Here is a 14,466-nt window from a genome sequence, read left to right as displayed (position 1 = left end):
TTTTCTACCCTGTATTTAATTAAACAACAATTTACGAACATCTGGCAGGAGACATTATGAACGTTATGCGTACCACTGTCGCAACTGTTGTCGCCGCGACCTTATCTCTGAGCGCTTCTACTGCGTTTGCAGCTGCAAGCCTGACTGGCGCTGGTGCAACTTTCCCTGCGCCGGTGTATGCCAAGTGGGCAGATACCTACCAGAAAGAAACTGGTAACAAGGTGAACTACCAGGGTATCGGTTCCTCCGGCGGCGTGAAGCAAATCATTGCTAACACCGTTGACTTCGGCGCTTCTGACGCCCCTCTGGCGGATGACAAATTACAGCAAGAAGGCCTGTTCCAGTTCCCTACCGTAATCGGTGGTGTGGTGCTGGCTGTTAACCTGCCTGGCTTCAAGTCTGGCGAGCTGGTTCTGGACGGCAAAACTCTGGGTGACATCTACCTGGGCACCATCAAAAAATGGAACGACCCGGCGATTGCTAAGCTGAACCCAGGCCACAAACTGCCGGATCAGAACATCGCGGTTGTTCGTCGTGCTGACGGCTCCGGTACTTCCTTCGTGTTCACCAGCTACCTGTCTAAAGTGAACGAAGAGTGGAAATCTAAAATTGGCGCAGGCTCTACCGTTAACTGGCCAACCGGTCTGGGCGGTAAAGGTAACGACGGCATCGCGGCCTTCGTACAGCGTCTGCCTGGCTCTATCGGCTACGTGGAATACGCTTACGCTAAGCAGAACAACCTGACTTACACCAAGCTGCTGTCCGCTGACGGTAAGCCAGTAAGCCCGACCGAAGCAAACTTTGCTAACGCGGCTAAAGGCGCTGACTGGAGCAAATCCTTCGCACAGGATCTGACCAACCAGAAAGGTGACGAAGCGTGGCCAATCACCTCCACCACCTTCATCCTGGTTCACAAAGAGCAGAAAAACCCAGAGCAGGGCGCAGAAGTGCTGAAGTTCTTTGACTGGGCATACAAATCTGGCGCGAAAGAAGCTAACGCCCTGGATTATGCAACGCTGCCGGCCTCTGTGGTTGAGCAAGTTCGCGCTGCATGGAAGACCAATGTAAAAGACAGCTCCGGTAAGGCGCTGTACTAAGTGCAAAAATCTGGGGTAACAGGTATGTTACCCCGGTTTATTCAGCAACCACAAAGAGTACGCTATGGCTGTGACTAAGCCGACGTTTAAAGCCCCTGGCAAACAAGGCGATGTAATTTTCAGTGCGCTGGTAAGACTGGCTGCGCTGATTGTGCTATTTCTGCTGGGTGGGATTATCATCTCGCTGTTTATCTCCTCGCTGCCGAGCATTGAGAAGTTTGGCTTCTCCTTCCTCTGGTCCAAAGAGTGGGATGCCCCTAATGAAGTCTTCGGCGCGCTGGTGCCGATTTACGGAACCCTCGTAACCTCGTTTATCGCACTGCTGATTGCGGTCCCGGTGAGCTTTGGTATCGCCCTGTTCCTGACAGAACTTGCACCCGGCTGGCTGAAGCGCCCGCTGGGTATCGCCATTGAACTGCTGGCGGCTATTCCAAGTATCGTGTACGGCATGTGGGGCCTGTTTATCTTTGCTCCCCTGTTTGCGACTTACTTCCAGGAACCTGTAGGCAACGTGCTTTCTGCCGTGCCTATCGTTGGCGCGCTGTTCTCTGGCCCTGCGTTTGGTATCGGTATTCTTGCCGCCGGTGTGATCCTTGCGATTATGATCATCCCGTACATCGCCTCCGTGATGCGCGATGTTTTCGAACAAACGCCGGTAATGATGAAAGAATCCGCTTACGGTATCGGCTGCACCACCTGGGAAGTGATCTGGCGCATCGTGCTGCCGTTCACCAAAAACGGCGTGATTGGCGGCGTGATGCTTGGCCTCGGTCGTGCGCTGGGTGAAACCATGGCGGTGACCTTTATCATCGGTAACACCTACCAGCTAGACAGCGCTTCGCTGTATATGCCGGGCAACAGTATTACCTCTGCGCTGGCGAACGAATTTGCCGAAGCCGAATCAGGCCTGCATACCGCCGCGCTGATGGAGCTTGGTTTAATTCTGTTTGTGATTACCTTTATCGTACTGGCTATCTCTAAGTTCATGATTATGCGCCTGGCGAAAAACGAAGGGGCTCGCTCATGACCACGATGGAAATGCAAAGCAGCGCGGCACTGGCTGAGTCGCGCCGTAAAATGCAGGCGCGTCGCCGCATGAAAAACCGCATCGCCCTGACGCTCTCTATGGCGACCATGGTGTTCGGTCTGTTCTGGCTGGTGTGGATCCTGTTTTCCACGGTGACCCGCGGTATCGACGGTATGTCGCTGGCACTGTTTACCGAAATGACGCCGCCGCCAAATACCGCTGGCGGTGGCCTTGCTAACGCCCTCGCGGGCAGCGGCCTGCTGATCCTGTGGGCGACCGTTATCGGTACGCCGCTGGGCATCATGGCCGGGATTTATCTGGCCGAATATGGCCGTAAATCCGCTCTGGCCGAAGTGATTCGTTTTATTAACGACATTCTTCTGTCCGCGCCGTCTATTGTGGTCGGTCTGTTCGTTTACACCATTGTGGTAGCGAAAATGGAACACTTCTCCGGCTGGGCGGGCGTGATTGCGCTGGCGCTGCTGCAGGTGCCTATCGTTATTCGTACCACTGAAAACATGCTGAAACTGGTGCCGGACAGCCTGCGCGAAGCGGCTTACGCACTGGGAACACCAAAATGGAAGATGATCTCCGCGATTACGCTTAAGGCGTCCGTCTCCGGGATTATCACCGGCGTGCTGCTGGCGATTGCCCGTATCGCTGGCGAAACCGCACCGCTGCTCTTCACCTCCCTCTCCAACCAGTTCTGGAGCACGGACATGATGCAGCCTATCGCCAACCTGCCGGTGACCATTTTCAAATTTGCTATGAGCCCGTTTGCCGAGTGGCAACAGCTGGCCTGGGCAGGGGTGCTGATCATTACCCTCTGCGTGCTGCTGCTGAATATTCTGGCGCGCGTGATTTTCTCGAAGAGTAAACACGGTTAAATTTTACGGCGCGGCCTTCGCGGCGCCGGACGGAGATTAAGACACAGATGAGTAAGGTTGATTTAGCCCCAGGCAAAATCCAGGTTCGCGATCTGAACTTCTACTACGGTAAGTTCCACGCGCTGAAGAACATCAATCTGGATATCGCGAAAAACCAGGTTACTGCCTTCATCGGGCCGTCAGGCTGTGGTAAATCCACCCTGCTGCGTACCTTTAACAAAATGTACTCGCTCTACCCTGAGCAGCGTGCAGAAGGTGAAATCCTGCTGGATGGCGAAAATATTCTCACCCAGAGCCAGGACATCGCCCTGCTGCGTGCCAAAGTCGGTATGGTTTTCCAGAAACCGACGCCGTTCCCGATGTCCATCTACGACAACATCGCTTTTGGCGTGCGTCTGTTTGAAAAGCTGTCCCGCAGCGACATGGATGAACGCGTGCAGTGGGCATTGACCAAAGCCGCGCTGTGGAACGAAACTAAAGATAAACTGCACCAGAGCGGCTACAGCCTCTCCGGTGGTCAGCAGCAGCGTCTGTGCATTGCTCGCGGGATCGCGATTCGGCCGGAAGTTCTGCTGCTGGACGAGCCGTGTTCAGCGCTTGACCCGATCTCCACCGGGCGTATCGAAGAGCTGATCACCGAGCTGAAAGAAGACTATACCGTAGTGATCGTGACCCACAACATGCAGCAGGCGGCGCGTTGTTCTGACCACACGGCGTTTATGTACCTCGGCGAGCTGATCGAATTCAGCGAAACCGATACGCTGTTTACTACGCCAGCGAAGAAACAAACCGAAGATTACATTACTGGCCGCTACGGTTGATTTGGAGAGCGCGATGGATAACCTCAACTTAAACAAACACATTTCTGGCCAGTTCAACGCCGAGCTGGAGTACATTCGTACTCAGGTGATGACGATGGGCGGGCTGGTAGAACAGCAGCTCTCCGACGCGATCACCGCGATGCACAACCAGGACAGCGAGCTGGCGAAGCGCGTTATCGCCGGTGACCAGAAGGTCAACATGATGGAAGTGGCGATCGATGAAGCCTGTGTGCGCATCATCGCCAAACGCCAGCCGACCGCCAGCGACCTGCGTCTGGTGATGGCGATCATCAAAACCATTGCTGAGCTGGAACGTATTGGCGACGTAGCGGACAAAATCTGCCGTACCGCGCTGGAGAAATTCTCTCAGCAGCACCAGCCGCTGCTGGTCAGCCTGGAATCGCTGGGGCGCCACACCGTGCAGATGCTGCATGACGTGCTGGACGCTTTCGCGCGTATGGATCTGGACGAAGCGGTGCGTATTTACCGCGAAGACAAGAAAGTTGACCAGGAATATGAAGGTATCGTGCGCCAGCTGATGACCTACATGATGGAAGACTCCCGTACCATTCCAAGCGTGCTGACCGCGCTGTTCTGCGCCCGTTCTATCGAGCGTATCGGTGACCGCTGCCAGAACATCTGCGAATACATCTTCTACTTCGTGAAGGGGCAGGATTTCCGTCACGTGGGCGGCGATGAACTGGACAAGCTGCTGGCGGGTAAAGATCCGAAAGAGTAAGTACTCTGCTACCCCCCTCTCCCCTTTGGGGAGAGGGCTGGGGTGAGGGGCCGTTACTTCCCGAACAAACGCCGCGAATTATCCTCGATCTTCCCTGAAATCCGCCGTTTCTGCATCGTTCTACTCCAGCTTACCGACAGTCCTGCTGCAGACAAAAGCCTATGATATTGCGAATCATCAAAAGGCATATGCCAGGCAATGGCGATAGCTTCTGCCACCGTTACATCGCTAACGCGGGAAACCAGCTCCAGCGGTGCATCGGCGGAAACATTCCCCGCCAGAATCACTCTATAAAGCCAGCCGCAGTAGCCCGCTTCCTGCATCCGCGTTGCCATATCCTCTACGCCAAAATGGTAGTTCAGCTTAAAGCAGGGCGAACGAGGCTGAGTCACCTGAATCAGCGCTTCACCCCAGCGGTAAATATCACCCATACAGACGTTCTTTTCCGTCATCCCTTCCGTGGACAGGTTTTCGCCGAAGGCCGGGGCGTTAAACAGCTCCGCTTTTTCCGGGAAGAGTTGCGCCCAGTACTGATAATGCTCGCGTGGATAGTGGCACAGCGCCCTGTCCGGCCCGCCGTGAATCACCTTCTCCGCCTGCTCGTCGCCCTCCAGCCCAAGCTCGGTCAGACGGAGTTCGCCGTCCACCTGAACCTTGGCGATGGCGCTGGGCCGACTCCCTTCGTAATCACGGATCTGGCCAACGTAAACCTGAAGTGGATAGCGATGCATAAGCGACTCCCTGCGAGATAGACATAAAAAAAGCGAGCCATCAGGCTCGCTTCTCTAAGGTCGTATTGCAACCTTATTTTTTAGCGGCGAAACGTGCTGCTGCTTCGTCCCAGTTAACCACGTTCCAGAACTCTTTCGCGTAGTCCGGGCGACGGTTCTGGAATTTCAGGTAGTAAGCGTGTTCCCAAACGTCCAGGCTCACAATCGGGAAGCCGGAAGCGCCGGAGATAGCTTCGCCCATCAGCGGGCTGTCCTGGTTAGCAGTAGACACTACAGCCAGTTTGTCGCCTTTCAGCACCAGCCACGCCCAGCCGGAGCCGAAACGGGTAGCGGCTGCTTTTTCGAACTCAGCTTTGAACGCGTCAACGCTGCCGAAATCGCGCTCGATAGCGGCTTTCAGGTCACCTTTCAGCTCGGTGCCTTTTTTCAGGCCTTTCCAGAAGAAGCTGTGGTTAGCGTGGCCACCGGCGTTGTTACGCAGCACGGTTTTCTTATCCGCAGGCAGCTGATCCAGTTTAGCGATCAGTTCTTCAGCAGACAGGCTGGCAAACTCAGGCAGGGATTCCAGCGCGGCGTTCGCGTTGTTGACATAAGCCTGGTGGTGTTTGCTGTGGTGGATTTCCATGGTTTCTTTGTCGAAATGCGGTTCCAGCGCGTCGTAAGCGTAAGGCAGGGATGGCAGTGTATAGCTCATATTCATCGTCTCCATTAACGTAGAGCGGCTGTAATGCTGTTAACGCCGCGTAATCAGTCGGTTCATTATAGTTAATTAAATGATATTGAAAATGTTTATCAATGCCGTACTTAGCGTGTGGTTATAACTTTTCTTCATGAAACCACGGCTTACGGCTATAACGCAGCGGGTAAAAAGCCATTTTTTCAGAGTAACGGCGAATTGTTACCCGGTCGTGACGCGAAGATATGAAGAGGAGATAACTGGCGGTGATGGCTATCGTGGGGACTCGCTCAAAGAAGTGTTCTGGCTCAAATAGAGAAAAGGCCCGGTTTCCGGGCCTTTTGCTTAATTCTTAGCGGGTGGCGGCGTCTTCCAGCGCTTTGTGGATGACGGAAGAAAGCTCGGCGACGTCAAACTTGGCGACATAGCCGTTGGCACCGACTTTACGGACGTGATCTTCGTTGGCGCTGCCGGACAGCGAGGAGTGGATCACCACCGGAATGTGCTTCAGCGAAGGCTCGGTCTTAATGTTGCGGGTCAGGGTAAAACCGTCCATCTCCGGCATCTCGATGTCGGTCAGCACCAGGCCGATTTTGTCGGTGATCGGCGTGCCGGACGCTTTGGCATCGGCGGCAATAAGCTTGATTTTTTCCCAGGCTTCCAGGCCGGTTGCGTGCATGATGGCCGGAATGCCCATCCCCTTCAGGCCCTGCTCCAGCATCGAACGCGCCACTTTGGAATCTTCGGCGACGATAGCCACCGCGCCAGGCTTCAGGGTATAGGTCTTCTCTTCGATAGCCGCGATATTCACATCTCTCCCGGACGGGATAATGTCATAAAGGATCTGCTCCACGTCCAGCACCAGCGCGAGGTCTTTACCGGTCAACGGGTCGTCAATTGTGGCGATGCTGGTGATGTTGCGGCTGCTGACCCCTGCTTCGGCGGCGTGCACCTGGCTCCAGTCGAGGCGAATAATGTTCTCCACGGACTCCACGGCAAACGCCTGGGTGCTGCGGGCATATTCGGTGATCAGTAATAAATTCAGGCCAGTGGTCGGCTTACAACCCGTCACGGCAGGTAGATCGATGACCGGGATAATCTGATCGCGAATGTTGGCCATGCCCAGCAGCGGCGATTCCATGCCTGCGGCACGGTTAATCTTCGGCATCGGCACAATTTCACGCAGCTTAAAAACGTTGATGCCGTACAGCTCGGACTTGCTGTCGTGCTGGCTGGTGCCTAAGCGGAACAGCAGCAGCTCGAACTTGTTGGATAACGCCAGGTTGGCCCTTTCATCGATATCTTTCTGAAAACTATCCATTTTAACCTCAAGTGATAACCCGGCCTCAGAACCCAACCGTACGGAGTGAATGCTTGTCTAAGTTATCGGCAGCGTCTGGAAAAAATGAAGGGAAAAGGCGAAATGATTTCGCTTAGAGGGACGTGATATCCCTCTAAGCGGAGGGCGCTTACTTTTTCTTATTCAGCATCGCTTTAAGGTCGGCAAACGGATTATAGGTTGCTTCGCCCACGTCCTTTTGCGCGTCCTCTCCGGCAATCACCGTGGAGCCATACTGGTCGGCCTCGGTGTATTTTGAATGTTCATGATCGTGGCAATACAGGCACAAAAGCTCCCAATTGCTGCCATCTTCCGGGTTATTGGTGTGATCGTGGTCCATATGGTGAACGGTCAGTTCACGCAGATTGGAATAGACAAACTCGCGGGAGCAGCGCCCGCAGACCCACGGAAAAAGCTTCAGCGCCTTTTCGCGGTAACCGCTTTCCAGCCGCGTATAGTTCTTGGGGATAATCGCCATGATTCAGGTTCCAGACAAAAATGTAGGGTTATGCCCAGTTTCCGGCTAAAGCGCGTCTTTATCAATCCCCAGGCGCTTCATCCGGGAAAGTAACGTGGTGCGCTTCAGTCCTAAGCGCTGGGCAGCGCCACGAGGCCCGGCCACCACGCCGTTAGCCTCTTTCAGTACGCGCAGGATGCGCTCGTACTCGTCCTCATCTTCACGTCTCTCTTCTTCCACACCCGGAGAAATATGGCGTTCCAGGGGAGGGCGGTGATCCATTTCCGGCAGGGAAAGATGCAGCACGCTGCCCCGGGTTAACAGCACCGCCCGTTCAATCACGTTTTCCAGCTCACGCACGTTGCCTGGCCACTCCATGCGGCTCAGGGCGCGCAGCGTTTCCGCCGGAATACTGTCGATGTTGCGGTTCAGGCGGCGGGCTATTTTGAAGGTGAAGGATTTCACCAGCAGCGGGATATCTTCCGGGCGTTCGCGCAGCGGTGGCAGAGTGATAGGAAACACGTTCAGCCGGTAATAGAGATCGCTGCGGAACTCCCGGTCGGCCACCATCTCTTTCAGGTTGCGGTTAGTGGCGGCGATCAGGCGTACGTCCACTTCCTGAATCTTATTGCTGCCGAGGCGCTCGAACTCCTGCTCTTGCAGCACCCGCAGCAGCTTGGGCTGCAGTTCAAGCGGCATATCGCCCACTTCGTCGAGGAACAACGAACTTTTGTCCGCCAGCTCAAAGCGGCCGATGCGCTGATTGTTCGCCCCGGTAAACGCCCCGCGCTCGTGGCCGAACAGGTCGCTTTCCAGCAGCCCAGCGGGCATCGCGGCACAGTTGATCTTTACCATTCGGCGGCTGTTGCGCTCGCTCAGGTTATGGATCGCCCGGGCAATTAGCTCTTTACCGGTGCCGGTTTCGCCGAGGATCAGCACGGTGCTGTCGCTGCTGGCCACCATCTCAACTTGCTTAAGCACAATAGACATCGCCTCGCCGCGCCCGATAATTTCGCCAAAATCGCTGTCGACGTTATTGATTTGCTCGGTAAGGTAGAGATTTTCATCCACTAGATTCTCTTTGAGGCGGTTGATTTCCTGGTAGGCGAGGGCGTTATCCACCGCGATGGCAATACGTTCGGCAATCTGGCGCAGCAGCTTGAGGTTGGCTGGCGTAAAGCCCTGCTCGCTGCATTTGGCAAGCTTCAGGACGCCCAGCATATTGGGGCCGAACTTCAGCGGCAGCAGGCAAAGCGTCTGTGGTTTGTTGTCCCACATCTCCAGCAGCATCCGCTCATACGGCGCCAGTTTGTCGCCAGGGCAAAGGTTGAGCAGCAGCATTTCGCCGCTTTTAAAGACGCGTTCTGACAGGGTGCCTTCTTCAAGCACATCGCTTTGATCGTGAATCGGCGAGGCTTCATCAACAAAATGAGTGGAGTGAAGCGTGAGCCGCGATTTGCGGCTGCTTTTCAGCACGATGCTGATGGAATCAATGGCGAAGTGGTAGTGAATTTCGCGGGCAATCTCGCTTATCAGTTCGTCCAGGTCCAGCTTCGACAATACCGCGTTGGTGACGGCCACCAGGATGCGAAAATCGTCGCGCTCCTGGCACAATAACTGGTGATCGTGGCTCGAATTGAGCCGGGTCTGGATTTGCTCGGTCACCAGGCCGACAATTTGCGCCAGGGTATAAAGTCGGTTCAGCTCTTTTTCCGTCCAGGCGTCAGCCCGATTGCGGATAAATTCGCAGCCCCCAAAGATTTTTCCTTCTGAGGCCAGGGGCAAAAGGCAGTAACGGCCAAAAGAGGCGTACAGATCCAGGCTCGCCATTTGCGGCCAGGTTTCATCGAACTCTTGCTGGCTGCAAATCAATGCCTCCGGGCGAGACAGTATGCGGCGTACCGGGCCGTTGGCCAGTGCCATTTCATCTTCGTAGTGCAGTTCCTTGCCGTGTTTATCCTTGCCGTAAAAGCTCACCCGCTGATGCTGAGGATGGTAAAGCAGGATGTTAACGCGATCGGCCAGCGCGCCCTGTTTCACCAGCTGCGTCAGGCTGCTGGCGAGTTCGTTGAGATCGGGCTGCTGGAGCAGCGTGCGGGTGATATCAAACAACCCTTGCTGCCCGAGATCGCTCATCGGCGTGTATGACATTTTTGCTTTCCATTGAAATGCCCCGCGCGGGCGCAGGGCTAAAAAATATAATTAATATAAATATTGTTTAAGTTTAGTCAGCGTTGCGTGGATGCGTACTGGTGCAGGTCAACAAATGCGCGGTAAGGGTTCAAAATGCGGCAGATCGAGCGTGCGTTTTACGCCATAAAGCCCGGTCACACGCACGCCTTTTCGCTCCACAACCTCACCCACAACAGCCGCCTGTTTGCCGCAAGGATGCTGCTGTAATGCCTGAATAATTGCCGGGGCGGACTCAGGAGACGCAGCGATAACCAGCTTGCCTTCATTAGCAAAATTTAACGCATCCAGCCCAAGCAGCTCGCAGACGCCGCGCACCGCCGGGTTCAGCGGCAGTTTGTTTTCGCTGATTTCCATCCCGCAGCCGCTGGTGTCGGCAAACTCATGCAGAACGGCGTTTACCCCGCCGCGCGTGGCGTCCCGCAGCGCTTTTACGCCGGGAATTTGTAGCAGCGGGGCGATCATCGGCGCCAGCACCGCGCAATCACTTTGCAGATCGCCGTCCAGACCCAGCTTCTCGCGCAGGTTGAGAATGGTTGCGCCGTGGTCGCCGAGCGTACCGCTGACGATAAGCAGATCCCCTGTTTTGATCTGAGCCGCGCCCCAGTTAACGCCTGCAGGAATAGCGCCTATTCCGGCGGTATTGATAAACAGCTTGTCCGCCGCGCCGCGCGGTACGACTTTGGTATCGCCGGTTACGATGGCGATATTCGCCGAGCGCGCCGCATTCGCCATGCTGGTGACCACGCGCTCCAGCGTTTCAAACGGCAGGCCTTCTTCAAGGATAAAACCGCACGACAGCCAACGCGGTGTAGCCCCGCTCACCGCGACGTCGTTCGCCGTGCCGCACACGGCCAGCTTGCCGATATCCCCGCCGGGGAAAAACAGCGGATCGATAACATAGCTATCGGTAGAAAATGCCAGCCGGTCACCGCTGGCGGTCAGTTCTGCCAGCGAAAGCCGCGACTGATCTTCCTGTTCCGCCAGCCACGGATTATCAAAAGCCCGCATAAACAGGCTGGCGATCAGCTGTTGCATCGCCTGGCCGCCGCTGCCGTGGGCCAGCTCAACGGTTTTCATACTTCACACTCCTGAGAACGGTACTGATACCACGCCGCGCAGGCTCCTTCGGAGGAGACCATCAGCGCGCCGAAGGCGTTTTGCGGGTTACAGTCGCGGCCAAACAGCGGGCATTGCTGCGGCTTGCAGCGCCCGGTAAGCACGTCGCCGCAGCGGGCTTTCGGGTCGTCGTAAACCCGCTGCGGTTTGGGCTGGAAATGGTCTTCGGCATCAAACTGACGATACGCTTCGGTGAGCCTCACGCCGGAATCGCCGATCACGCCCAGGCCGCGCCATTCCGCTTCGCCGCGCACCGTAAACACTTCGCTTATCGCCTTCTGTGCAAGCAAATTGCCTTCTTCCGGCACGACCCGGCGATACTGGTTTTCTACCAGGCTGCGCTGCCTGATTTTTTGCTCGACCAGCATCAGCACGCCCTGCAGCAGATCGAGCGGTTCAAAACCAGCCACCACCAGCGGACGCTGGTGCTCAGAGGCGATAAAGTCATAGGCTTCGGTGCCAATCACCATGCTGACGTGCCCCGGTGCCAGGAAAGCGCCGATGCCGTTATCGGGCTGGGAAAGCAGGCTGCGCAACGTCGGGATCAGCGTGATGTGCTGGCAGAAGAAATAGAAGTTATCGATGCCCTGCGACTTCGCCTGTTGAAGGGTGATCGCCGTGGCGGGCATGGTGGTTTCAAAGCCGAGGCCAAAGAACACCACTTTGCGCTCCGGGTTCTGGCGAGCCAGCGTCAGAGCGTCCATGGGCGAGTAAATCACCCTGACGTCCGCGCCTCGCGCCTTCGCCTGCATCAGCGAACCGTTTTTACCCGGTACGCGCATCGCATCCCCAAAGGTGCAAAAAATCACTTCCGGGTGGCTGGCTATCTCAATGCAGCTGTCGATTCTGCCCATCGGCAACACGCAAACCGGGCAGCCGGGGCCGTGAATAAACTCGATGTTTTCCGGCAGCAGCTGATCGAGACCGAATTTAAAAATAGCGTGGGTATGGCCGCCGCAAACTTCCATGATGCGCAGCGGGTGGCTCGCCGTGTAGTTCAGCAGCAGGGCGCGTGCTTTCAGCGTTTCAATCAGCTGCATCACACGGTCAGGATCGCGGTATTCATCGACGTAGCGCATCAGCGACGCTCCTCACCGTAAAGTAGCGCGCCGACGTCCGGTTCAACCTCGAACATGTTTTGCAGGGCATCCAGCGTGTCCCGCGCCTCGGCTTCGTCAATAATGCTCATGGCAAACCCGACGTGAACCAAAACCCATTGCCCCACGGCGGCGTCGCCCACCAGCGCTAAATTCACGTCGCGCTGCACGCCGCAGACGTCCACTTTCGCGCTGCCGTCTGCCAGGCGCTCAACAATCTGCCCCGGAATGCCTATGCACATCGCTCCGCCTCCAGCCAGTTAAGCCACGCGTCCATCCCTTCGCCGCTGGTCGCGGAAACCAGAATAATTTTGATGTCCGGATTGACCTCGCGGGCAAAAGCTAAGCACTTGCTGACGTCGAACTGCAGGTACGGCAGCAGATCGATTTTGTTCAGCAGCATCAGTGACGCTGCGGCGAACATATGAGGATATTTCAGCGGCTTATCTTCGCCTTCCGTCACCGACAGCACCGCGACCTTGTGGCGCTCGCCTAAATCAAAGCTCGCCGGGCAAACCAGGTTGCCGACGTTTTCGATAAACAGCACGCCGTTGCGCTCAAGCGGCAGGCGCAGCATGGCATCGCGAATCATCTGGGCATCAAGATGGCAGCCTTTCCCGGTGTTGACCTGAATGGCCGGCGTGCCGGTCTCGCGGATGCGCGCGGCGTCGTTCACCGTTTGCTGATCGCCTTCGATAACCGCGCACGGCACTTTGGCATTCAGGCGTTTCAGCGTTTCGGTAAGCAGGGTGGTTTTGCCGGAGCCGGGGCTGGAGACCAGGTTCAGCACCAGCTGATTCTGGCTGGTAAAACCGTCGCGGTTATGGGCGGCAAGCTGGTTATTTTTGTCGAGCACGTTCAGCTCAATCTCCAGCATCTTACGCTGAGTCATTCCCGGTGCGTGGGTACCTGCCGCGCCGTGGCCGTAATGCAGGTCGCCCTGTTCGTCGGCCGTAGGGGCAAACTTGACGCCGGTTATCTGCTGCAGCGGGCGTGCCGCCGGGGCAAACGGGGCGCTGCGAAAGCCAGAGTGAGGATTGCGCTCGTCCCCTTCAATGTACAGGTTGCCTTCACCGCAACCGCAAGTGCTACACATGAGCTATCTCCTGATCGATTTCCAGACGCTTAATCTGCATGCCGTCATCCGCCACGATGCGCAGGCTGCTGCCGTTACAGTTGGGGCAGCACTTCACGCGCTGGGTCAGTAAGGTGACGAACTGCTGGCAGTCATGGCACCAGCATTCGGCTTCCTGCTGGTGGATATGCAGTTCGCAGCCTTCCGCCAGGGTGCCGCGGCAAACCAGATCAAAGCAAAACTCCAGGGCGCTGGTTTCCACGCACGAAAAGGCGCCGACCTCCAGCCAGACGCCGGTCACGCGACGGGCATTGTTCTGGCGGGCATGGTTTTCGATAAGTTCGACTGCGCGCTGGCAAAGGGTGATTTCGTGCATGGGGCCTCCGGGGTTAACTGGGGCAGGTAATGCAAGGACGGTGCCAGGCTTTTTCTTTGCCCCTCACCCCGGCCCTCTCCCCAAAGGGGCGAGGGGGAATTCTTTTAAGAAAAGGGAACGTTTATTCCCCTCTCCCTTCCGGGAGTAGCCTGGCCTACTTTTATCCCCTCTCCCTTCCAGGGAGAGGGTTAGGGTGAGGGTAAAAAGTGCCGTCAGCCAAAGTCAAAGATGACGAAATGACATGTCATTCGTCTCACCCAAGACACTTTTATCGGTTAAATCTATTTAAAAACAATAAATTAAAAACATGGCACGAAACGTGCCTTACGGAGGGACAAGCATTAACAGAGCGAACAAAACATGAACATTTGGGAACTGAGCGAAAAAGCCGAATACATCGCCGACAAGCACCAGCGCCTGCTTTCGCAGTGGCACCTGTACGGCAACACCCTGATTCAGGGGATCACCTTATCCAAAGCGAAGCTGCATCACGCAGTGGGCTGCAACCCGGACGAAAGCCTGCGCTTCTTCTTATTTGACCACTTCGTCATTCAAATCAACCTCGCCGAAGGCTTTAACAGCCACACCATCGAGTACAGCATCGAACTGCGCGACGGCAGCGATAACGTGCTGATTGCCAAGGCGACTATCGACGATGACGGACTGATTGATAATACCGTCAGCAACCGCGATCGCGAGAAAGTGCTGGAACACTACCTCGAGCTAATCCGCCCGGTGTACGACAGCCTTTATCTGGCCGTGCAACAAAACACCCCGCTGTCCATGACGCTGCTTCAGCAGTCCGCCGTGGCATGAAGAGATCTGGGGTGTCGAG

General features: G+C 56.0%; 16 protein-coding genes. 6 read left to right on the top strand and 10 right to left on the bottom strand.

The window, feature by feature from the left end; all coding sequences use genetic code 11:
- Positions 1-56: 56 nt before the first annotated feature.
- The 5 genes from pstS (at position 57) to phoU (ending at position 4,571) form a co-directional block, all read left to right on the top strand.
- The gene (gene pstS / locus B9Y90_RS15355) at positions 57-1,097 is read left to right on the top strand and encodes a phosphate ABC transporter substrate-binding protein PstS (protein WP_008457728.1); all 1,041 of its coding nucleotides are present in this window, start codon (positions 57-59) and stop codon (positions 1,095-1,097) included.
- A gap of 64 nt (positions 1,098-1,161) precedes the next feature.
- Positions 1,162-2,124, top strand: coding sequence for a phosphate ABC transporter permease PstC (gene pstC, locus B9Y90_RS15350; protein WP_008457726.1), 963 nt, complete (start codon positions 1,162-1,164; stop codon positions 2,122-2,124).
- Positions 2,121-3,011: a phosphate ABC transporter permease PstA gene (gene pstA, locus B9Y90_RS15345; protein WP_008457724.1), complete on the top strand. Its 891-nt coding sequence runs from the start codon at positions 2,121-2,123 to the stop codon at positions 3,009-3,011. The genes pstC and pstA overlap by 4 nt, the downstream gene beginning before the upstream one ends.
- A gap of 47 nt (positions 3,012-3,058) precedes the next feature.
- Complete coding sequence (gene pstB, locus B9Y90_RS15340) at positions 3,059-3,832, top strand: phosphate ABC transporter ATP-binding protein PstB (RefSeq protein WP_008457722.1); 774 nt, start codon at positions 3,059-3,061, stop codon at positions 3,830-3,832.
- A gap of 13 nt (positions 3,833-3,845) precedes the next feature.
- Complete coding sequence (gene phoU / locus B9Y90_RS15335) at positions 3,846-4,571, top strand: phosphate signaling complex protein PhoU (protein ID WP_008457720.1); 726 nt, start codon at positions 3,846-3,848, stop codon at positions 4,569-4,571.
- 53 nt (positions 4,572-4,624) lie between these two features.
- On the opposite strand, the gene yiiM is transcribed toward phoU, so the two are convergent.
- The 10 genes from yiiM to hypA form a co-directional block, all read right to left on the bottom strand.
- Positions 4,625-5,302, bottom strand: a complete 678-nt coding sequence (yiiM, locus tag B9Y90_RS15330; protein WP_085541739.1) for a 6-hydroxyaminopurine reductase — start codon at positions 5,300-5,302, stop codon at positions 4,625-4,627.
- Positions 5,303-5,375: 73 nt separating this feature from the next.
- Positions 5,376-5,996 carry a superoxide dismutase [Mn] gene (sodA, locus tag B9Y90_RS15325; RefSeq protein WP_085541738.1) on the bottom strand — a complete coding sequence of 207 codons (621 nt, stop codon included), beginning with the start codon at positions 5,994-5,996 and terminating at the stop codon, positions 5,376-5,378.
- A gap of 334 nt (positions 5,997-6,330) precedes the next feature.
- Positions 6,331-7,299 carry a chemotaxis protein gene (locus B9Y90_RS15320; RefSeq protein WP_039289080.1) on the bottom strand — a complete coding sequence of 323 codons (969 nt, stop codon included), beginning with the start codon at positions 7,297-7,299 and terminating at the stop codon, positions 6,331-6,333.
- Between the two features lie 148 nt (positions 7,300-7,447).
- Positions 7,448-7,795, bottom strand: coding sequence for an HNH nuclease YajD (gene yajD, locus B9Y90_RS15315; protein ID WP_008457693.1), 348 nt, complete (start codon positions 7,793-7,795; stop codon positions 7,448-7,450).
- A gap of 45 nt (positions 7,796-7,840) precedes the next feature.
- Complete coding sequence (gene flhA / locus B9Y90_RS15310) at positions 7,841-9,925, bottom strand: formate hydrogenlyase transcriptional activator FlhA (RefSeq protein ID WP_085541737.1); 2,085 nt, start codon at positions 9,923-9,925, stop codon at positions 7,841-7,843.
- A gap of 108 nt (positions 9,926-10,033) precedes the next feature.
- Positions 10,034-11,044: a hydrogenase expression/formation protein HypE gene (hypE, locus tag B9Y90_RS15305; protein ID WP_085541736.1), complete on the bottom strand. Its 1,011-nt coding sequence runs from the start codon at positions 11,042-11,044 to the stop codon at positions 10,034-10,036.
- On the bottom strand, positions 11,041-12,162 hold the full coding sequence (gene hypD / locus B9Y90_RS15300) for a hydrogenase formation protein HypD (RefSeq protein ID WP_085541735.1): 1,122 nt from the start codon (positions 12,160-12,162) through the stop codon (positions 11,041-11,043). Before hypD ends, hypE begins: the two co-directional genes overlap by 4 nt.
- Positions 12,162-12,422 carry a HypC/HybG/HupF family hydrogenase formation chaperone gene (locus tag B9Y90_RS15295; RefSeq protein WP_039289065.1) on the bottom strand — a complete coding sequence of 87 codons (261 nt, stop codon included), beginning with the start codon at positions 12,420-12,422 and terminating at the stop codon, positions 12,162-12,164. Before B9Y90_RS15295 ends, hypD begins: the two co-directional genes overlap by 1 nt.
- A complete protein-coding gene (hypB, locus tag B9Y90_RS15290; RefSeq protein WP_085541734.1) occupies positions 12,413-13,276 on the bottom strand; it encodes a hydrogenase nickel incorporation protein HypB in 864 nt (287 codons plus the stop codon). Before hypB ends, B9Y90_RS15295 begins: the two co-directional genes overlap by 10 nt.
- Complete coding sequence (gene hypA, locus B9Y90_RS15285; RefSeq protein WP_039289061.1) at positions 13,269-13,631, bottom strand: hydrogenase maturation nickel metallochaperone HypA; 363 nt, start codon at positions 13,629-13,631, stop codon at positions 13,269-13,271. Before hypA ends, hypB begins: the two co-directional genes overlap by 8 nt.
- Before the next feature lie 360 nt (positions 13,632-13,991).
- Between hypA and hycA the strand changes: the two genes are divergently transcribed.
- Entirely contained in the window at positions 13,992-14,447 is a 456-nt protein-coding gene (hycA, locus tag B9Y90_RS15280; RefSeq protein ID WP_085541733.1) for a formate hydrogenlyase regulator HycA, read from the top strand.
- Positions 14,448-14,466: the final 19 nt, after the last annotated feature.

It is taken from the genome of Cedecea sp. NFIX57, assembly GCF_900177785.1.
GTDB lineage: Bacteria > Pseudomonadota > Gammaproteobacteria > Enterobacterales > Enterobacteriaceae > Cedecea > Cedecea neteri_C.
Note: the sequence above shows the minus strand (reverse complement) of the source record. Positions and strands in the feature narration are given on the sequence as shown.